This is a genomic window from Pseudomonas sp. TWRC1-2, from assembly GCF_049896685.1.
Classification (GTDB): domain Bacteria; phylum Pseudomonadota; class Gammaproteobacteria; order Pseudomonadales; family Pseudomonadaceae; genus Aquipseudomonas.
The window spans coordinates 252,344-273,349 of the sequence record NZ_JAFCUU010000002.1 but is presented as its reverse complement, the minus strand read 5'-3'; the positions used below and the strand labels follow the sequence as shown (position 1 = coordinate 273,349).

Below are 21,006 nucleotides of genomic sequence, written 5' to 3'. Positions count from 1 at the left end.
CCTTAAATTTGCTGGGCCTAGGCGTATCTACCGTGATTCAAGTACCAATTTTGTACCGTTTTTCGGCAAATCCAGCTTTTCAAGCTCCGCGAAATCACTCGAAGAACTGATCCACTTGGCATAGGTTGAAAGCAATACCTGAACGCTGAGTCCAAGCTGCGCAGCGATGAACGCAGGGTTCATCCCGGACATGAGGCACATTGTTGCGTAGGTGTGCCTGGTGTCGTACATCCGGCGGTATCGGATACCGCTCTTGCGCAGGGCTGACAACCAATAACGCTTAGCCCCAGTTTCGGATCGGATGTATAGCTCTGATCTGTCACCCGAACCGTCCGGCGCGAAAACATAATCAGAGCGCGCCGCCGTAAGTAATCTGGCTTTTTCGAGTGCCTGTAGCGCTCGATCGTTCAATAAAACTTCCCGCGAGGCCTTCGTTTTGGTCCTCTCTTTGATCTTGCCGTACAACCTGATGCGGCACACCTTGGCGCGCCGCGAGCGCGTATCAACCTCGCTCCACCGCAGGGCCGTCGCCTCGCCTGGACGCATTCCTGTATAGAAAGACAACTCAAAAAAAACGCGTAAATGGCCTGCAAGCCGCTCGTCACTTCGTACAGCTTAGTAATCAGCTTGTCAGCTTCGTCGCGGCTGAATGGGTCTATCTCGCGCTTGGTAACGCTCGTCGGCGGGATCGAATTGGCCGGGTTCCTAAGGATCAGTTCATCGTTCACGGCCTGGGTCAGCAGACCAGTCACCAGCCTGATGGCGCCGTTCCTACGGATCGGCGAAGTCCACGTAATGCCGTTGACGATTTTCCGCATCAGTACGGGTGTGATCTTGTCGAGTGGGTAAGTGGCCAGGTGAGGAACCCAGTAGGTCTGCATGGTGCTGCGGTAGTTCTTGCGGGTGCTGTCTTCGATCTGAAGGCTGTTCAGCCAGTCCTGGGCGTATTCGAAAAAAATCGGCATGCTGCCAGTGGGTTCGCTTCGACTATTCGGGAAAGGCAGCCGGTACTTTTCAGGTGTGAGCGCTCCCAGCTTGGCCAGCTGAATCACTTGAGAACGTAAAGCCTCGGCTGCTGCGATTCCCCTTGCGGTTTGCGGGAAAGTGAGCGTTTCGCAGTGCCACTTCTTGCTTCAGGAGAACCATATCCTGATCGATTTACCGACAAGCTCAGCTCCGGCACCTCCATTGGCTCTCTAGCCATTCGCCATACCTCCATTCGCCGTAAACATTCGGCCGTCGATCTTCGACCAGGCGCCAGCGCGGATGATGTTACGTTCTCGTTTGCGCTGCAGGGCTTTCGGTGTGGTGCCCAGCAGCTCGGCCATCCTTTTTTCGGTGACCTTGTCATGGCCGGACTCATCGCCCAGCTCTTCGGCTGTATTAAATAAAACTGGGTTTCTAACTGCCAATCCGGAATCGCCGGAATTGCAAACCTTAACAGCTGCGAGATTTAGCTGAATACGGTTGAGCTATGCACATACTTAAGCCAGGCGAATGCAAACGGCTCCGCAATTCGCAAGCCGGAATAGAAATCTACGGGAACAGAACTTATGACGGGGTTTACTATTACTACTACCTAGCCGACACGACATTTGTTGACATTATGGGGGTGCGCGTTAGAGCGGCCTGCCGGAGCGTACCTGCCACAACGCCCGGCTGATCACGTGGTTGGGATTGTCAGCGCAAGCACCGTCCTGATCATGGATGCATCAAGCGGAACTATCGTAGTTGGCGATACGCACTATTACAACGAGGGAAAACCTCGAACTGTTACAGCGATTAGCGTCACTTCTGACCCTACATACGGATCCTGCTGGCGCGTAACCTATTCGGACAGTAATATCGCCATTGCAGTTGGAAGTTTTTATGAGAAACATCGACTTTTTGAGCGTTAGCGCCGCCTGGGTTAATACGACACTTACTCGTAATTCCAATATCAATATAGACGGGAATTCGATAAGCGCGCCAGTGGGCCGTGGCATGGACCTAAACGGCTCTTTAAATGCCCTGTGATGGGGTAAGAACAAGGTGGTGGGAGTCCCTACAACGTTATATGCTGGCGATACGACCGCCATTACCAACAGCGCAATCGTGTGCCGGCGAGTTGATATCCAGCAGCCAAGCGCCGGGATCTTTGGCGGCGCAACTTTACAAAAAATCATTCCATCACGTTCGGCTACATGCGTACCGCCAATATGGCGGCGCCGAGCAAGCCCATAAACTTTATAACGACTGGACCATCTTTCGCGTTCCGTCTGCGCGTGAATATTTACGGATCGGCCAACACATCTTCTAACGGGAACACATCAATCACGGTTAATGGTGCTTTGGTTGGCTCTGTTCCCTTCGCCACCATCGGAACAACCTTAATACAGCTCGACCTTTCGCTGAAATTGTGGAGTCGTCATACACTCTAAATATTGCTGACACCTTCGGGGATATGACGTTTTCGTCTGCATCATTTGAGCTGCACGCAGTGGAAGTCTGACGAAGTATCTAGCAAAGCCGAATTTTTTCTTGATAAAAATACGCCGTATCGACCAGCGCGCACCTAGCCAGCTCGATGGACGGCAGTCGGCTGACGACTCCCGCCCATCCATGAGCTCATTTGTTAACCCGGATATCTCCATAGTCTGGATTGATAATGGGCTTTTTAAGTGCGCATGAGCGAGTACATCTAAGGGCGAGGACAGCCCTTGGTGTATCGCTTGGCGCCGTTGGAGAATTCATAAACGATGCAGGACGCTATGATGCCTGAATCATATTCAGCTTGCCATACGCTGACCCCTCCACCTGTTTGCGCCTTAATGAAGCCGGATGTGTATGATCGATTATCAAGATTTATGACGTGATACCTATTGTCTTGGATAGAGGAGATTTTTAAGTCGAAGCTGTATTCTTCACCATTCGCACCTACTAATGTAACCATGGCCTCGCCAGAGTTGGCCCTGGCGTAGCTAGCAAACATTATAGCTATTGATCGAATTGGGATGTTGTCAGTAACAATTTTGTCGTCAAAAAATAGCTTTATGGGGTTTTCAGTTGATAATTGCGCAGTAGGTGTGACCTTTGCGCTCAAAATTCGTTGTTGCCCCTCTGCAATATAAAACCTGCTAATCATAAGTGAGCTAGTGCAGTATGACGAGAATAGAAGGAATACGAATATTGTTAGAAATCCCAAATTCTGAAAAGCGATGTATTGAGTACGTTTTTTTGTTCCAAGTGAGTATGCCAGCAGCAATGCTGGAATCAAAAAGTACCGCCCCTGAATACCCTGAATCGTTACTGCTGGGTGCTCTGCGGCGTTCCACTGCACAAGCAGCGCTATAAATATCAGAGCGATCGAGGCCACAGCACACAATATAATTATATACCTGTATGCGGTGAGTCCCTTGGGTCTGGCAGTGAATATGGAGATTATTCCCAGGCATGCAATAGCCGCATATGAGATTTTATATACCGCGCTGGAGAATCGAGTATCTAACCATCCAAGAATTCCAACGAAGGATTGCGCGTAAAAGCTTATATTTGATTCGTTCGCAATTGTGTGATATATAACCTTGATTAGTGCTATGGGGTCCATAATGTAATAAAGTGCAATATCAGATGTCGAAGCTGCATTTTTAAACTGTATGTTTGAGGTTAGCTTGATTGATAAGCCGAGCCACGCTATGACCAGAATTGAAGAAACCAACCCACCTATCAGGGCTCTTTTGTCTTTTGTGTAAAAATAAGATCCGAACACCAGCGCAAACAAAGGTAGAGCATGTGCCCTGCTTGACGTTACTAACAGTACGCAGGATATCAATAAGTATATTAAACGTCGCTGCGAAAGCTCCCTGTCAGTTGCTATTCTTGCGAAGCAAGATATCGCTAAAACACAGAGCGCCGTTGATATGCCATCAAGAGTAGCGGATGCAAACTGAAATAAACTCATGGGCAAGATGAGCAGAGCTGCGGCTATGAAGGGAGGCCGATAAATGGAAAATGCGAGCATGATAATTAATGCCGACGACAACAGCGCGCTGAAGCGTGACATTCGATAGGAAGTGTCGACAGCTAGTCCTAGCTTTTCCCCTATGGCAAGTCCAATTGCTTGCGGGAGATAGATTAAAGGAAAATAATACCCTGTTCCTGATGCTGCACTAAATTCGCTTGTGCCTGCCCATCGTATATTGCTAGCCAAATCAATATCGTCGCTTGACACTCTCATGTCCGGTCGATTTCTGAAGCTTCCGTATGTTTCGATGTAGCTAGCTAACCCTGAGTCGATCATACCTCCTGAAGAAAACCCCTCTCGGTTCTCAAGCATAATCTGTCCTTTGCTCAAGAGGTATATTCTCTTAAGGTGATCCAGCTCGTCAGGTGATTGTAGCGGAGGTATCAGCGAGGATAGAAAGAAACTGCAAAGAAAAATAGCGACCGAGAAGAGTGGCCAGACATATGTCGAAGTGATTGATGCTCGCGCTTGATTGCGGACTGAATAAACATTATGGCTCATTGATAGAAGCTCTCAGGACTTTACGGCGACGATGATTCCACCAATTATCAACGCAACACCCACAAAGTATTGCGCTTGAAATCGTTCGCCAAAAACGAAATGGCTACCAATGGGAACTATTACAAATGCCAAAGCCATCAGAGGGTATATCTTTCCAAGATCCGCTCTCTGCAATACGTAAACCCATAGGATTGTTGTTAATCCATATAGCGCAAACGCCGAGAAAAGAACTGTTAGCGTTTGCATGTCAAACCATGATCCCGACTTGCTAAGGGAAGATGAGCTCATTTTGAATAGAATTTGGCCGGCTGCAATTCCAATTACGCAGATGATGGCTAGCAAGTACGTCACTTTAAGCTCCTTCTTTTGTGGAATGGCCGTTTAGGCATTGATGCAATATCATATCCGATAAACGCAAGCAGCAATTGAACGCCAAGTATAAGAGGGAGTGACGATATCATTACTTTGCCTGCTGTAGCCGGCATTCCTTGCTGTATGGATTCAATCCAGCCAGATACGCCATATGTAAGACCAAACAATATCAACAGAAGACCAATAGGCAACTCAAAGGAAGCTAGGGACATATCGCGTAAGTAATAGTTGTAGAAAATTCGCTTTCCGAAGTTTCTCACGTGCTTTATGAAGAACTCACCAACGATTTTTGATATTTTTAGATTTGATTCCTCATCTTCGTATTTTGCTTCCATCGGCATATCTACAACTACTGCCCGGATGGTGTTCAATCTGAACAGTATGTCCGTCTCAAAAAAGTACCGGTTGCTGATTTTTTCAAATGGCAGATGCTTGGCTACGTCGGCATGAATAGCGGTATAGCCATTAGTTGGGTCGAATAGATCCCAGTAGCCAGACGACATTTTTGTCATGAAAGAAAGAGCAGCATTGCCAAATAGCCGAATTCTCGGCATCGCTCGCACGCTTTCCAAGTCGAAAAACCTGTTGCCCTTTGTATAGTCAGCATGACCTGAAATGATTGGTTCGACGAAATATGGAATCAGACTAGGGTCCATTTGCCCATCGCCGTCCACTTTGACGATGATGTCGATACCTTCATCGATGGCTGCTCTGTAGCCAGACATTACTGCACCACCGACGCCCTGGTTTACCTCGTGGCGAATTATTCTTACCCGAGGGTCAGCACAGTGCTCTTCAACAAAGTCTCCCGATTGCTCCGGGCAAAGGTCGTCAACGACGTATATTCTTTCGACCTCGCTTCCTATCCCGGAAATTACTTCAAGTATATGTTTCTTGACCTTGTAGCTCGGGATGACAACCGCAATGCGTTTATCGGCTTCCATTGAATAAGTCTCGCTTAGTTGGTAGAACGGGCGCTGGTTAGCAAGGTCGATGGAGAGCCATTCGAATTCCTTTTGCTGGTCATAACCGCTCCATAAAATGCTAATTTGGTAGGGCGCACGCGGGCGAACGGGGCGCAATGATCGCTTTTTTTTTACAAAAAGTCCCGTATCCGATACTTCCGGCTGCCGGGCCGATCATGGGCAATGAGAGTTAGGTATTGAGCCGCTTCGCCCGGCAGGGCGATTTCATTGCATGGGATATAGATCCAAACAAACACACCCGCCACCGAGCGGGCTTTTTTACGCCTGGAGAAAAGCATGCCGATCACCGAGCAACAGTTGCTGCGGATCCTCCCGAACGCCGACCGCCAAGCCGGCGTTTTTGTTCCTGCGCTGAACACGGCCATGAACCGCTACGGCATCGTCGGCACCGCGCGCGTCTCCGCATTCATTGCCCAAGTCGGGCATGAGTCCGGCCAACTGCGCTACGTGCGCGAGATCTGGGAGTCCACGGCGCAGCAGCTCACGTACGAAGGAAGGGCCGACCTGGGCAACACCGTCAAGGGTGACGGCTCGAAGTACAGTGGGCGCGGACTGATCAATATCACCAGGCGAGCCAATTATGCCGCATGCGGTGAAGCCCTGGGCCTGGACCTGATCAGAGCTGCTCAAGCTGCCCCAGCACGCGGCGATGTCGGCGGCCTGGTTCTGGTCTACACGTGGGATGAAGACCCTGGCAGACCAGAAAGGCTTAGCGAAGATCACCAGGCGTATCAATGCCGAGCTCACAGGCCAGGCCGAGCGTCAGGCGCTTTACGACACGGCGCTTAAGGTGCTGGCATGACGCCAGTGCAGTAGCTGGCCGTGCTTATCCTAGTGTTGATGACTGGCGCCGCCGGCGGCGCCTGGCAGGTGCAGGACTGGCGCATGGGCAAGAAGCTCGCCGAGCAGGGCCGTTGCACCAGGTGGACCTAACGACAATTGGCAACGCTGCCGTCTCCCAGGCCCGTGCCGAGCAGGACAAGCGCTAGGCAACCGAGCAGAAGCTCGCCATCCAGGACCAACAATACACGAAGGAATTATCCGATGCTCAACGCAACCAGGCTCTACTGCGCGATCACCTTGCCACTACTGATGTGCGGCTGTCAGTCCTCCTTGCCGAAGAACCAGCCAGTGGCTGCAACGTGCCTACTGCCGCCAGCGCCGTCGGCGTGGTTCATGCAGCCCGTCGAGCCCAACTTGACCCAGCGCATGCGCAACGAATTATCGCCATCACCGACGACGGGGATAACGGGCTGATAGCGCTGCGCGCGTGTCAGGCCTATATCAGGGCTGTGGTTCGGTGACTTTCTTGAGGTTCGTCAGCAGCCGCTGACTCTCTCTCAGCAAATAGTCGCGCTGTCCGGTGACCAGCTTGATGCCGAGGATTGACGGCTCTGAGCATCGCTCTCTGAGATCACCGATTTCGATTTGGGCAACGTTAAGGCATGCCAATGCTTCGGCTAAACGTGAGGCTAGTCCGTCGCTCATCTGTACCAGGCCTGCAATATTCCGGCGCGCATCACTCAACCGCTTCAAGGTTTCGTTCAGCTCGTCCTCAAGAGGGCGCACTGATGCTTGTACATTTCCAGAGGCGTAGGGCAGCCGAGCCACGTTGAAATATCTTCGTCAATGTTCATGGTAGAAAACTCAAATACTGTGTGTGCGTACAGCAATCGAGGTGATAGGGATTTAGGAGTGATGTTCCCCGGCAGGACGCCGCGGATGGTTTAGAGCTCGTACCAGGTTTGTACCAACTGATGCTCCCTTGAGGGACTCTGCGGGCCTCAGAGGCGCTAAAACCCCTTGTATAGCGCCTTTGGAATACGCCAGCTAATCCGCACATATATTCCTTACCGGTTTTTCCGTTGGGGACAGACAAAAAAGGCACCGCACCAAAAGGGTGGGTACCCAGAGACTGACCCGAGCAGATTCACGGAGTTTTAGAACAATACGTTATAAGGCAAAGAGCCTTGAGTGGCCGCAAGCCACGTCGCGCGCCAGCGGGGCGCCCCTCAATGGTCGGTAGATAGGTCAATCACGGATGCAAAAAGTGGGGGGATGCGCCGCGTTATCGAGCGACTATTTGAACCCTTCAGCGCCGGTGCGAGGGCTATTGTCCGGGTCATTATCCAACGCAATAAGGACTGTTGCCGATGACCCAACAACCGGCTGTAAGCCAGGCCGCTGCGCCTGTCTCTCAGGAGAAAATAACCGCTGCGCTGCTGGAAATCACTGGCGACCTGGACAAGGCCAACGTGCTGCAGCGTACGCTGCCTGCGTGGCTGGTAAGTGCCGCCGCCCCAACGCGCCAGGCGCTCGAAGCGGCGCATGCCAGCAGTCAGCAACCCCGCGAGCGGGCCGCGAGCCTGCTGCGCCGTGTAATGCCGCTCAGGTCATTTTGTGCCGAGCGACTCAAAGCGCTCCTGGTAACAAAAGGGCATGCAGGGCTGAATGTCGAACGTGACTGGCTGGAGTTGCCCAATCGGCACTTCGCCGCGTTGACCTTCGGCCGTGGCGTACGGCTGCAGACGATGTCCCTGGACAAGCACAACCTGCTGCAGGCGGCCATGCAGAATTTTACCCAGGACCAGGCCGAGGCTAAGGGGCTGCCCGTAGGCGCGGTGATTCGAACGGGAGCGGCGGGCCAACACGTGTCAACGCTGAGCGTTGGAGCCTTTGCGCGGTACTGCCGCGAACTGGACCTGGGCGCGGCCTATCAGCGGCACCTGCGTGAGGTGTTCAACCTCGCGGGGAGCGACGACGAGGACGGCGCTGAACGGGCCTACAACCCGGTGGTCGGCGAGGTCGGCCAGTGCAAGATCAAGGACATGCAAATCGACTTGCAGATTGCCTATGCCAAGGGCGATATCAGTGAGTCCGGCTATACCGCGTTGCAAGCCCTGCTCAATACACGCTTGCCCGCGCGGAACCTGCAGCATGTGCTGTTCCATGAAAGGCCACTGGTGTGGCAAGGGATCAATGTGCATGGGGCATGCCTGTGGAGCGTGCTGGTGTTCGGCCATGCTTCCACGCACGGCTTTGCCGAGGGGCCCTTGCTGGTGTACATGCCAGGCGAGCCCGTGCGCCCGTGGTACGAATACCCCACGCTGGGGGATCTGACCGTCTACCTGACGCTCAAGCTTCAGGTGCCGGCCTATCGCAGCTTCTTCATTCGCTACCTGGATGAGGCCGAGCGGTTCGGTTTTTTCCAGCGTTTTGACAAACGCAGGACACTGGAACGCGTGGAGCCCGTGGAGGTGGACACCGGCCTGGAGCCGTTCTTTTTCGGCGCCTTGACCCGCAAGATCCAGCTGGACGCCGTTGCATTGGCCGTGCCGACGGCGCAATTGGATGAGCAGGCACGCCAGAAACGCCTTCAAGGCTATCAGGAGGCGGGCCTGAATATGCTGAACATCGCCGGCCTGATGGTGCCGGTGCTCGGGCAATTGATGTTGGGCGTGGCTGTCGGCGAGATGCTCGCCGAGGTGTTCGAGGGCGTGGATGATTGGACGCATAGCGACCAGGCCGAAGGCTTGGAACACTTGGTCAATGTGGCCGAAAACCTCGCGGCCATGGCCCTGTTTGCGAACGGTGTGAAGGTGGCGGGCAAGGTGTTCAGGGCGTTCAAGTCCAATCCCGCGGAGTTCTTTGAGGCGGTCGAAGCCGTGCAGCTGCCTGATGCCGGTCCTCGCTTGTGGCGTCGGCGGCTCAAGCCTTACGGCCGGACGCTGGATGTCGACGCCCTGACGGTGGCCAACAGCCGCGGGATCTACCAGGCCGGCGGTCATTCATATGTCAGGATCAAGGGCGTGGTGTATTCGGTGGCCTACGATGCGCGGTCGGGTTACTGGCATGCGCTTCACCCGACGCGGACCACGGCCTATCGTCCGCGCCTGCTGCACAACCGCCAGGGCGGTTGGCGGTTTGCGTTCGAACACACTCAGGAGTGGGTGCCCCCGTCCTACATCCTCACTCGGCTCAACCCGCGCCTGGCCGCGCTGCCCCCCGAGCAATTGAAATACGTGGCGAGCATTGTCGACATGGGCCCCTCCCGCCTGCACGCCCTGGCCCTGCAAAATAGGCCGCTGCCGGAGCGCTTCAATGATTGTGTGGCGCGTTTCGCTTTGAACCAGCAAGTCCGCGATCTGATCTGGCAGCTGGAACATCAGCCACGCCCGGATGCAGGCACCGCGCGCGTTCAGTTGCTGGCGTTGCCGCTGATGCCAGGTTGGCCGCAGGGACGGTTTTTCGAGGTGCTGGACCGCCAAGGGGCGCGGCTCGAACGTTTTCCCGGCAGCGCAACCTTCGAGCATGGACACTTGAGCATCCACATCACTGAACAGGCGCTCAAAGACGGCGCAGTGATGGCGACTCTGCTCGACGTGCTGCCGCCGGACGAGATCGACACCTTGCTGGGCGGCTCGGTACCGCCAGACGAGCAGGGCGCGGTGCTTGCGCGCCAGTTACTGGCCTCGCTCAAGCGCACCCACCGAGAGGTTTTCCAGCAGCTGTATCAGGAAGCGGATGGCATTACCCATTCAGATCACGGGTTGCTCAAGGCACATTTCCCGCTCTTGCCCAATCGCATCGCCTGGGAGTTGTTGTCCAAAACGCCAACCGTGCATCGCTGGCAACTGCGCAGCACCCGGCGCGTGCCGCTGTCGCTCGCACAACGGGTACGCGAAGCGTTGGCGGTGCAGGAAGAAGACCAGGCGCTGATCGGCCTGTATCTGCCGGAGCTGGCGACTGCCCCCTCGCGACAGCTGGCCGTTCACCTGCTGGCCAAGGTCGCGGGGTGGCCGCAGGATTTGCACGTGCAGGTACGTCGGGACAGTTTGATCGGCGACCTGCTAGGCACCTCTGGCAGCCAGCATGCACGGTGGCAGCGGACACTGGTCGAGACTGGCGATGGGGTCCAGGCGTTCGACGACAAAGGTGCGCCACTGGGCGAAAAGGCCTCAGGCCCGGACGGGTTTTACCAGGCTCTGCTCGCCACCTTGTCGCCTGCGCAATTGGCAGCGCTGAACCTGTCGGGGGCAGAGCGTGCCAGTCGATTGCGCGACGCGATCCAGGCGTGCGCCGAGGACGAACGCCACGTGCTTTCACGCCATCTATGGCCAGAACGTGCACTCCCTGAACCGACGCCGGTACCGTGCGTTCAGGCCATGGTGCGCTCGACGCGGCACCCGGCGGCGCTGGTGCGCAAGGTCAACAGGCTGTATCCCGGTTTTGACGAGCGGCAGGTGGCGACGTTCCTGGACGGGCAAGGCACCGATCACCTGGCGCGCGCCCAGTCCGTGGAGGCGCTGGAGCGACAATTCGAGGCCCTGCATCGGGCACTCAAGGCGTGGCGCAATGACGAGACGTCCCTCGCCGGTTTACCCCATCCCCAGGCGGATTACCGCTTGGGCCGTCACCAGGCGATGCAGGCCATCGAGGAGGGCTGGCGACAGACGCTCCTGTTGCCCGATGCCAGCGGGGTAAAGGTGCCAAGCCTAATACTCGATGGCCTGGTCGTGGGCCGACTGCCCACCTTGCCGGCGCAGGTCAGCTTTGCCCATGTCCGGCAGTTGTCGTTGAACAGAATGGGGCTCGACGATGACGTGGCGTATTTTCTCAAGCACTTCAAGCAGCTCGAGGCGTTGGAGCTGCGCAGCAACGAGGTGACACGCCTGCCGGAAGTACTGTCACAGATGCCCGCGCTCAAACACCTGTACCTCAACGACAACCACCTGCAACTCACCGAACACACCCGCGCCAAGCTGGCTGACCTGCGCGGCCTGCAGGTCTTGAACCTGAGCAACAACCCGTTGATCGACCCGCCTGCCATCGGCCACATGTTCGAGTTGCGTGAGCTGATGCTGCGTCATTGTCGTCTGCGCGCGTTTCCCGGTGGGGTACCGCGCCTGCCTTACCTGCATTACCTCGACCTGCGCGACAACGAGATCCCGGCCGTGCCTGGCTGGTTGTTCACCGCGCCACGCCCTGTGGCTGAAGCCATCAACCTGCGCCACAACCCGCTGGATGAAGCCAGCCGAAAGACCCTGGCCGATTATCGGAGCCGAACCGGCGTCGGCATGGGCTTCCTGGAAGATGACATCGCTCGCCTCAACGAGCAGAAAGCCCGGGAATTATGGCTGGCCGACAGCGCGGTTGCGCGGTACACACAAAAAGAGGCGGTTTGGACGGGACTTCAGCAAGAGCCAGAGTCTGAGAGCCTGTTCCGGTTATTGGCCGAACTGGGCGGCACCGGCGATGCTCAACTGGTGCGTGAGGACCTGGAACGACGCGTCTGGCGGGTGCTGGAGGCGGCCGGAACTGACACGCAGCTGCGCGATGAAATTTTTGACCGGGCCGCCACGCCACTCAATTGCGATGACAGTGCGGCGCTGAACTTCAGCAACCTTGAGGTGCTGGTGGAGATCCACGAAGCTGCCAAAGGGGTCGAAGGTGGCAAGCTGACCGCCAAGCCGCTGCTGAAGTTGGCCAAGGGCCTGTTTCGTCTGGATCAGTTGGACAGCTACGCACGATCGCACAGTCAGGCGCACCCGGAGGCCGACCCGCTGGAAGTCAGCCTGGCCTACCGAACAGGGCTGGCCAGCAAGTTTCATTTGCCGGGTCAGCCGCTGCACATGCGCTTTGCCCGCCTGGGCGGCGTCACGGTCGAAGCGCTGAACACTGCCGAAGAACAACTCCGGGCGGCGGAGCGCTCACCCAGGCTCTTGAACTACCTGGTGGAGCTGCCGTTATGGGACAGTCACTTGAAAGTCGCCTTCAGCCGATCGTTCGAGGCGTTGAACGAGCCCTTTGACCAACGCCTGCAGGCGGTCTTTGAAAAAAGCACCGCGCTCAACGACGCCGACTACCTTGACCAGATGAACCAGATCCTGCGCGAACAGCAGGCGGCGCATAAGGGCGAAGCTGAGCGCCTGACCAAGGAGGCGCTGAAACTCGGTGACCTGTCGCCCTGTGTGATCCCGTGATTCGGCCAGGTCTAAGGCTTGCCGGCGTTGCTGCGAATCAGCGCGCGCAAGGCAAAACGGTTGGGGTGGCAAGCTTCGGCCACGCTGCTGGGCAAGGGCAAGGGTTCGGCGTCCAGCCAGGCTGCCAGCAGTTCGGCGCACAGCGGCGCGGTGACCAGGCCACGTGAGCCATGGCCGCTGTTGATGTAAACGCCGTCCAGCCATGGGCAGGGTGTGGGCGGCACATGGCGAGCGTCCTTGCGCAGGACCGCGTAGGCCTGCTCGAACGCCTCGCGTTCGGCCAGCGGCCCGACAATCGGCAGGTAGTCGGGGCTGGTGCAGCGGAAGGCGGCGCGGCCTTCCAGGTGCTCGGCAGAGCAGGCATCGGCGCCCAGACGGTCGGCCAGGTCGAGGGAGATTTCCCGCAGCATCTCCAGATTACCGGCGTGCTCGGCGGCTGTGGGCGTCAGGTCGTCGCTCTTGAAGTCGAAGCTGGCGCCCAGGGTGTGTTCACCCAGGCGCGCAGGGGCGACATAGCCCTCGGCGCACACCACGGTGGCCAGCGCCTGGCTCGCCGTCGTTTCTGCCAGCCGTGTGATCTGCCCGCGAATGCGTTTGAGCGGCAGGTCGGCACTGAACGCAAACCGCTTGATCTCGGCGGCACCTGCCAGCACCACCACGCTCGCGCTCGCCAGCAGGGTGTCGCCGGCCAGGGCTTGCCATTGACCGTCAACGCGCTGCAGCTCGAGGGCTTCGTGATGAGGCCGCACGTCGATCAACGGGTGCTGCGCTTGCCATTGGCATAATGCCGGCGGGTGTACCCAGCCGCCCTCGGGGTAAAACAGCCCGCCGTGTTCGAGCGCCACGCCGGCGCGCGCCTGCGCTTGAGCCTGGTCAAGCAGGTGCAGCAGGCCCGGCGCAAACGCGGCGGCCAGCTGGGCCTGGCGCTCGGCTTCCTTGGCGTTGAAGGCCAGTTGCAGCACGCCGCAACCGTCCCAATCGACGCCGCGGTGCAGGTGCTCAAGCAAGCGCCGGGTGTGGCCGAAACCGCTGAGTATCAGCTGCGAAAGCGCCGTGCCATGAGCCGAGAGCTTGAGGTAAAGCACGCCTTGCGGGTTGCCCGACGCTTCCTGTGCCAGGGCGCCGTGGCGCTCCAGCAGGCTCACGCGCCAGCCACGTGCCGCCAGGCTGGCCGCGGTGGCGCACCCGGCCAGGCCGCCGCCGATCACCAGGGCGCTGCGCTCACCAGGCACCGGCGCCGGGCGGGCGAACCACGGTTTGCTGTGGGCCGGTGGCGGCGTTTCGGCCGGCCAACCGAGGAATTCACCGCGCAGGATCTCCCACTTATGCCCGATGCCTGGCGTGCGTTTCATCTTGAACCCGGCGGCATTGATCAGCCGGCGTACCCAGCCGGTGCTGGTAAAGGTGCTGATGGTCGAGCCGGGTGCCGCCAGGCGGGCCAGTTCGGCAAACAGTTCGGCGGTCCACATGTCGGGATTTTTTGCCGGGGCGAAGCCGTCGAGAAACCACGCATCGACCTGGGCATCCAGTTGCGGCAACTGCTCCAGGGCATCGCCGATCAACAGGGTCAGCGTCACGCGGCCGTTATCCAGCACCAGCCGCTGGAAGCCTGGGTGGATGGCAATGTAGTGCGCCAGCAGCTGCTCGGCGAAGGGCGCAAGCTCTGGCCAGAGGGCGAGGGCGCGTTGCAGGTCGGCGTGGCTCAGCGGGTACTTTTCCACGCTGACAAAATGCAGGCGCGCGCCCGCCACCGCGTGCTGTTCGAACAGCTGCCAGGCGCACAGAAAGTTCAAGCCGGTGCCAAACCCCGTTTCGCCGATCACCAGCCGCCCGTTCACCGGCAGGGCGGCAAAGCGCGCCTGCAAACGGTTCTGTTCGAGGAACACGTAGCGGGTTTCTTCAAGGCCCGACTGGTCGGAAAAATACACATCGTCGAACACCCGCGAGTGCGGGCGACCTTGGTCGTCCCAGTCGAGCTGGGCGTGGGTGATGGGGGTCATGGGCGGCTCATAAAATAACAGCGGGCAACAGCAAGGCGGCCATTCTAGCTGATCAATGGGCTTTGAATTGACCCAGGGCACGTTGGCGTGGAATTTCCTCCCGCGCGTTGTTGCCCAATCCGCTAGTCTTGATCCATCTTGAAACGGAGCTGCCCATGTTCGAATCCGCCGAAATCGGTCACGCCATCGACAAAGACACCTATGAAGCCGAAGTGCCGGCCCTGCGCGAAGCGTTGCTGGAAGTGCAGTACGAGCTGCAGCAGCAGAAGCGCTTCCCGGTGATTATCTTGATCAACGGCATTGAGGGCGCCGGCAAGGGCGAGACCGTCAAGCTGCTCAACGAATGGATGGACCCGCGCCTGATCGAAGTGCGCACCTTTGACCAGCAGACCGACGAAGAGCTGGCGCGCCCGCCGGCCTGGCGCTACTGGCGGCAATTGCCGGCCAAAGGCCGCATGGGCATTTTTTTCGGCAATTGGTACAGCCAGATGCTGCAAAGCCGTGTGCACGGAGAGATCAAGGACGCACGCCTGGACCAGGCCATCGCCGGTGCCGAGCGCCTGGAAAAGATGCTCTGCGACGAAGGCGCGTTGATCTTTAAGTTCTGGTTCCACCTGTCCAAGAAACAGATGAAAGCGCGGCTCAAGGCGTTGGCCGATGACCCGCTGCACAGCTGGCGCATCAGCCCGCTGGACTGGCAGCAGTCCCAGACCTACGACAAATTTGTGCATTTTGGTGAGCGCATCCTGCGCCGCACCAGCCGCGACTACGCGCCGTGGCATGTGATCGAAGGCGTCGACGCGCACTACCGCAGCCTCACAGTGGGCAAGATCCTGCTCGAAAGCCTGCAAAATGCGCTGAAGTTGCCCAAGGGCAAGGCCAGCGGCATGAACCCGGCGCCGTTGTTGGCCTCGGTGGATCAGAAGAGCCTGCTCGACAGCCTCGACATGACTTTGAGCCTGGACAAGGACGATTACGAAGAACAGCTGATCACCGAGCAGGCGCGTTTCTCCGGCCTGATGCGTGACAAGCGCATGCGCAAGCACGCGCTGGTTACCGTGTTCGAAGGCAACGATGCGGCGGGCAAGGGCGGGGCGATCCGGCGTGTGGCGGCGGCGCTGGACCCGCGTCAGTACCACATCGTGCCGATTGCCGCGCCGAGTGAAGACGAGCGTGCCCAACCGTACCTGTGGCGGTTCTGGCAGAAGATTCCGGCGCGCGGCATGTTCACGGTGTTCGACCGCTCGTGGTACGGGCGGGTGCTGGTGGAGCGCATCGAAGGTTTCTGCACCCCGGCGGACTGGATGCGTGCCTATGGCGAGATCAATGACTTTGAAGAGCAGCTGCGCGACGCCGGTGTGATCGTGGTCAAGTTCTGGCTGGCGATTGACAAGGACACTCAGCTGGAGCGCTTCCAGGCCCGCGAGAATATCCCGTTCAAGCGCTTCAAGATCACCGAAGACGACTGGCGCAACCGCGACAAGTGGGACGCCTACCGTGCCGCCGTGGGCGATATGGTCGACCGCACCAGCACTGAAGTCTCGCCCTGGACGCTGGTGGAAGCCAACGACAAGCGCTGGGCGCGGGTCAAGGTATTGCGCACCATCAACCGCGCGCTGGAAGAGGCGTTCGACAAAACCGACAAGCACGACAAGAAGAAAAAGAAAAAATAGCGTTGGCGGGCGCTGACCTGTGGCAGGCAGGCTCTTTGTGGTGAGCAGGCTTGCCCTGCGTTGGGCTGCGAAGCGGCCCTGACCCAGACGCCGCGTTCTATGAGTTAGAACGCGTTGGCTGGTTATGGGGCCGCTTCGCGCCCCAACGCAGGGCAAGCCTGCTCGCCACAGGGAGCCTGTCCGGCACAACATTCCCACTTCCATGACGACAAGCGCACTTGGCAGAACCAGCCTGCTCAGTGCCATGCTTTTGTATAGGCGGGGTGAATGATCATCGCGGTGGGGAGGGCGTGGATTTATCCTCGGTTGATCTCCCAACAACGACAAGATCGAGGTAGCCCATGCGTGAAGTAGTGATCGTCGACAGTGTGCGAACCGGCCTGGCCAAATCCTTTCGTGGCAAGTTCAACCAGACCCGTCCGGACGACATGGCGGCCCATTGCGTGAATGCACTGCTGAGCCGCAATGGCATCGACCCGGCGACGGTCGAGGATTGCATCGTCGGTGCCGGTTCCAATGAAGGCGCGCAGGGCTACAACATCGGGCGCAATGTGGCAGTGCTCTCGCAATTGGGCACCGGCACGGCCGGCATGACCCTCAACCGGTTCTGCTCCTCGGGCTTGCAGGCGATCGCGATCGCGGCCAACCAGATCGCCTCGGGTTGCAGCGACATCATCGTTGCCGGTGGCGTCGAATCGATCAGCCTGACCCTCAAAAGCATCAACACCGACAACCTGATCAACCCGCTGCTGAAAGAGCAGGTGCCGGGCATTTACTTTCCGATGGGCCAGACCGCCGAAATCGTCGCGCGTCGCTATAACGTCAGCCGCGAAGCTCAGGACCGTTACGCCCTGCAGAGCCAGCAGCGCAGCGCACAGGCCCAGGCTGACGGTTTGTTCGACGATGAAATCGTGCCAATGCCGGTCACCTACAAGGTTGAGGACAAGCACACCGGCGCGGTGCAGATCCTTGAAGGTGTGGTGGATCGCGATGACTGCAACCGCCCGGACACCACGCTGGCCAGCCTGCAAGGGCTCAAACCGGTGTTTGCCGAAGACGGTTCGGTGACGGCTGGCAACTCCTCGCAGCTTTCCGATGGCGCGTCGATGACACTGGTGATGAGCCTGGAAAAAGCCCTGGCACTGGGGCTCAAGCCCAAGGCGTTTTTCCGCGGGTTTACCGTGGCCGGTTGCGAGCCGGACGAGATGGGCATTGGCCCGGTGTTCTCGGTGCCCAAGTTGCTCAAGGCCAAGGGCTTGCAGGTCGCGGATATCGACCTGTGGGAACTCAACGAGGCGTTTGCCTCGCAGTGCCTGTATGCGCGTGACCGCCTGGAGATCGACAACGCCAAATACAACGTCAATGGCGGCTCGATTTCCATCGGGCACCCGTTCGGCATGACCGGTTCGCGACAAGTCGGGCATTTGGTACGCGAGCTGCAACGGCGCAACCTGCGTTACGGCATCGTCACCATGTGCGTGGGCGGCGGCATGGGCGCCACCGGGCTCTTCGAAGCCGTACGCTAGATCGCACTGAAGAAACCCGGCTTAAAAATGTGGGAGCGGGCTTGCCCGCGAAAGCGGTGTATCAGTCAACACATGCAAGGCTGACCCACCGTGTTCGCGAGCAAGCCCGCTCCCACATTTGAATTGTGCCGTATCCCAATTCGTGCGCTTGCCCCTAGAATGCCGGTTCCACTTCCTCAGGCATTCGGGGCACTCATGCACATCTCTTCCGGCCGCTGGGTCTATGGCTTTGGCTTGACCCTGCTGACCGCGTTTCTGTGGGGCATCCTGCCGATCAAACTCAAACAAGTGCTGCGGGTGATGGACCCGGTCACCGTCACCTGGTTTCGCCTGGTTGTCGCCGGTAGCTGCCTGTTTATCTACTTGGCCCTCACCCAGCGCCTGCCCAGCCGCAAAGTGCTCGGCCCCAAGGGCGGTTGGCTGGTAGCCATGGCGGTGTGCGGGCTGGTGGGCAATTACGTGTTGTACCTGGTAGGCCTGAAAATGCTCAGCCCCGGCACGGCCCAGTTGGTGGTGCAGATGGGGCCGATCTTTCTGATGGTCGCCAGCGTGTTTGTGTTCAAGGAGCGTTTCAGCCTGGGGCAGGGTGTGGGCCTGGTGGTGTTGATCATCGGCTTCGGGCTGTTCTTCAACCAACGCCTGGTGGAAATGCTCACGTCCCTGGGCACCTACACCGCCGGGGTGCTGACGATTCTGCTCGCCACTACCACCTGGGTGTTTTACGCCTTGGGCCAGAAGCAGTTGCTGACGGTATGGAATTCGCTGCAGGTGATGATGGTGATCTACCTGTCGTGCGCCGCGCTGCTCACGCCGTGGGCGCATCCGCTGGAGGCGCTGCAGTTGAGCCCGCTGCAAGGCTGGCTGTTGCTGGCGTGCTGCATGAATACGCTGGTGGCTTACGGCGCGTTTGCCGAGGCGTTGGCGCATTGGGAGGCCTCGCGGGTCAGTGCGACGTTGGCGCTGACGCCGTTGGTGACGTTTGTGGCAGTGGCGTTGGCAGCGTGGTTATGGCCGGCGTTCGTGCAGGCCGAAGAGATCAACGCCTTGGGCTATGTCGGGGCGCTGGTGGTGGTGCTGGGGTCGGCGACGGTGGCGCTGGCGCCGTCGTTGCTGGCGGGGCTCAGGGCTCGGCGGGTACGGCTGGCGTCTTGATGCCTGGCGTGGCGGCCGGGTCGCCGCCGCGGCTTTAGGGTGGTAAACCGGTGTAAATGTGGGAGCTGGCTTGCCTGCGATGGCGGCCTCTGGCGCGCCCCGTATCTCGCTGCCGCAACACTGTTAACTGTGGGAGCGGGCTTGCTCGCGAAGGCGGCATGTCAGTTGGCTGGGATATTAGTCGGCGTATATACCCTTTGCTGCAGTAACGGCTACCTAGGGTTCCGCTCTTACAGCGGCTCACTTTTGGGAGGACCGGAATGCCGGCCCAGCCAAAAATAAGCAAAAGGTCCTCGCCCCACCACTCGGCACCTAGGCTCGGTGTGCAGCCAGCGTGGTTAACGGGGCGCCTTAGATCACAAGCAGATCAACAACCTGAGGTTAGTGGCCGGCTTCGAGCATGTTTTCCGGGCGTACCCACTGGTCGAACTCTTCATCAGTCAAGAAGCCCAGCGCCAGCGCGGCTTCACGCAGTGTCAGGCCCTCGGCATACGCCTTCTTGGCGATCTGCGCCGACTTGTCGTAGCCAATGTGCGGGTTGAGCGCGGTCACCAGCATCAGGCCGCGTTCCAGGTGTTCGGCCATTTGTTCTGCATCCGGCTCAAGGCCGGCAATGCAGTGTTCCTGGAAGTTGTTGCAACCGTCGGCCAGCAGGCGGATCGATTCCAGCAGATTGTGGATGATCACCGGCTTGTACACGTTCAACTGCAAGTGCCCCTGGCTGGCGGCAATGCCGATGGTCACGTCATTGCCCAGCACCTGGCAGGCCAGCATCGACAGCGCTTCGCATTGGGTCGGGTTGACCTTGCCCGGCATGATCGAACTGCCCGGCTCGTTGGCTGGCAACTTGACCTCGGCCAACCCGGCGCGCGGGCCGGAGCCGAGCAGGCGCAGGTCGTTGGCGATTTTCATCAGCGCCACGGCCAGGGTTTTCAGCGCGCCGTGCAGGGTTACCAGCGGCTCGTGGCCGGAGAGGGCGGCGAATTTGTTCGGGGCGGTCACAAAGGGCAGCCCCGACAAGGCGGCCAACTCGGCGGCAATCGCCTCGCCAAAGCCGTGGGGCGAGTTGAGCCCGGTGCCGACGGCGGTGCCGCCCTGGGCCAGTTCGCACACCGGGGGCAGGGCGCTGCGGATCGCGCGTTCGGCGTAGTCGAGCTGGGCGATAAACGCAGAAACTTCCTGGCCAAAAGTGATCGGGGTGGCGTCCATCATGTGGGTGCGGCCGGTCTTGACCAGCTTCATGTGCCGCGCCGACAGTTCCGCCAGCCCACCCGACAGGTTGGTGATCGCCGGCAGCAGTTGCGTGTTGATCGCCTGCACCGTCGCGATACTCATGGCGGTGGGGAAGCAGTCGTTGGAGCTTTGGGAGCGGTTGACATGATCGTTCGGGTGCACCGGGCTTTTGCCGCCGCGGGTCTGGCCCGACAGTTCGTTGGCGCGGCCGGCGATGACTTCGTTGGCGTTCATGTTGCTCTGGGTGCCGCTGCCGGTCTGCCAGACCACCAGTGGGAACTGATCGTCATGTTGACCGTCGAGCACTTCATCGGCGGCCTGTTCGATCAGGCGGGCGATATCGGCAGGCAAGTCGCCGTTGCGGTCGTTGACCCGCGCCGCTGCCTTCTTGATCAGGGCCAGGGCATGCAGCACGGCCAAAGGCATGCGTTGCTCACCGATGGCGAAATTCACCAGCGAGCGTTGGGTCTGCGCGCCCCAGTAAGCGTCATCCGGGACATGCACTTCTCCCAGGCTGTCGGTTTCGATACGGCTCATCGGGCACACTCCTTCAGGTTCGTTTGCGCAGTTTAGGCCG

At 58.6% G+C, this 21,006-nt stretch carries 12 protein-coding genes and 3 pseudogenes; 7 read left to right on the top strand and 8 right to left on the bottom strand.

Annotated elements, in window-relative coordinates; all coding sequences use genetic code 11:
- Positions 1-27 precede the first annotated feature (27 nt).
- Both ACP7B3_RS05700 and ACP7B3_RS05695 read right to left on the bottom strand, forming a co-directional pair.
- Positions 28-546 carry a site-specific integrase gene (locus ACP7B3_RS05700; protein ID WP_426178381.1) on the bottom strand — a complete coding sequence of 173 codons (519 nt, stop codon included), beginning with the start codon at positions 544-546 and terminating at the stop codon, positions 28-30.
- A gap of 311 nt (positions 547-857) precedes the next feature.
- A pseudogene (locus ACP7B3_RS05695) lies at positions 858-965 on the bottom strand (site-specific integrase); the annotation flags it as partial.
- 153 nt (positions 966-1,118) lie between these two features.
- Between ACP7B3_RS05695 and ACP7B3_RS05690 the strand changes: the two are divergent.
- Entirely contained in the window at positions 1,119-1,391 is a 273-nt protein-coding gene (locus ACP7B3_RS05690) for a hypothetical protein (RefSeq protein WP_426178379.1), read from the top strand.
- Between the two features lie 1,289 nt (positions 1,392-2,680).
- On the opposite strand, the gene ACP7B3_RS05685 is transcribed toward ACP7B3_RS05690, so the two are convergent.
- The 3 genes from ACP7B3_RS05685 to ACP7B3_RS05675 form a co-directional block, all read right to left on the bottom strand.
- Positions 2,681-4,504: a DUF2142 domain-containing protein gene (locus tag ACP7B3_RS05685; protein WP_426178377.1), complete on the bottom strand. Its 1,824-nt coding sequence runs from the start codon at positions 4,502-4,504 to the stop codon at positions 2,681-2,683.
- Between the two features lie 12 nt (positions 4,505-4,516).
- Positions 4,517-4,750 carry an EamA family transporter gene (locus ACP7B3_RS05680; RefSeq protein ID WP_426178645.1) on the bottom strand — a complete coding sequence of 78 codons (234 nt, stop codon included), beginning with the start codon at positions 4,748-4,750 and terminating at the stop codon, positions 4,517-4,519.
- Positions 4,751-4,851: 101 nt separating this feature from the next.
- A complete protein-coding gene (locus ACP7B3_RS05675) occupies positions 4,852-5,820 on the bottom strand; it encodes a glycosyltransferase family 2 protein (protein WP_426178644.1) in 969 nt (322 codons plus the stop codon).
- Between the two features lie 318 nt (positions 5,821-6,138).
- On the opposite strand from ACP7B3_RS05675, the pseudogene ACP7B3_RS05670 reads away from it, so the two are divergent.
- Positions 6,139-6,664: pseudogene (locus ACP7B3_RS05670) on the top strand (glycoside hydrolase family 19 protein).
- 38 nt (positions 6,665-6,702) lie between these two features.
- Positions 6,703-7,166: pseudogene (locus tag ACP7B3_RS05665) on the top strand (lysis system i-spanin subunit Rz).
- Here the strand turns inward: ACP7B3_RS05665 and ACP7B3_RS05660 are convergent.
- A complete protein-coding gene (locus ACP7B3_RS05660; RefSeq protein WP_426178375.1) occupies positions 7,147-7,473 on the bottom strand; it encodes a hypothetical protein in 327 nt (108 codons plus the stop codon). The pseudogene ACP7B3_RS05665 and the gene ACP7B3_RS05660 overlap by 20 nt on opposite strands.
- A 542-nt stretch (positions 7,474-8,015) precedes the next feature.
- Here ACP7B3_RS05660 and ACP7B3_RS05655 point away from each other — a divergent pair.
- Entirely contained in the window at positions 8,016-12,845 is a 4,830-nt protein-coding gene (locus ACP7B3_RS05655) for an NEL-type E3 ubiquitin ligase domain-containing protein (protein WP_426178373.1), read from the top strand.
- Positions 12,846-12,856: 11 nt separating this feature from the next.
- On the opposite strand, the gene mnmC is transcribed toward ACP7B3_RS05655, so the two are convergent.
- Positions 12,857-14,845, bottom strand: a complete 1,989-nt coding sequence (gene mnmC, locus ACP7B3_RS05650; RefSeq protein WP_145158743.1) for a bifunctional tRNA (5-methylaminomethyl-2-thiouridine)(34)-methyltransferase MnmD/FAD-dependent 5-carboxymethylaminomethyl-2-thiouridine(34) oxidoreductase MnmC — start codon at positions 14,843-14,845, stop codon at positions 12,857-12,859.
- 155 nt (positions 14,846-15,000) lie between these two features.
- Between mnmC and pap the strand changes: the two genes are divergently transcribed.
- The 3 genes from pap to ACP7B3_RS05635 all read left to right on the top strand — a co-directional run bounded on the left by pap (position 15,001) and on the right by ACP7B3_RS05635 (position 19,196).
- Positions 15,001-16,518 (top strand): polyphosphate:AMP phosphotransferase, encoded by a 1,518-nt coding sequence (gene pap / locus ACP7B3_RS05645; RefSeq protein ID WP_145158741.1) that lies wholly within the window; start codon positions 15,001-15,003, stop codon positions 16,516-16,518.
- A 341-nt stretch (positions 16,519-16,859) separates the two neighbouring features.
- Positions 16,860-18,044, top strand: a complete 1,185-nt coding sequence (locus ACP7B3_RS05640; RefSeq protein ID WP_426178370.1) for a thiolase family protein — start codon at positions 16,860-16,862, stop codon at positions 18,042-18,044.
- 195 nt (positions 18,045-18,239) lie between these two features.
- Positions 18,240-19,196, top strand: a complete 957-nt coding sequence (locus ACP7B3_RS05635) for a DMT family transporter (RefSeq protein WP_242195467.1) — start codon at positions 18,240-18,242, stop codon at positions 19,194-19,196.
- Positions 19,197-19,577: 381 nt separating this feature from the next.
- On the opposite strand, the gene ACP7B3_RS05630 is transcribed toward ACP7B3_RS05635, so the two are convergent.
- On the bottom strand, positions 19,578-20,966 hold the full coding sequence (locus tag ACP7B3_RS05630) for a class II fumarate hydratase (protein ID WP_242195464.1): 1,389 nt from the start codon (positions 20,964-20,966) through the stop codon (positions 19,578-19,580).
- Positions 20,967-21,006 lie beyond the last annotated feature (40 nt).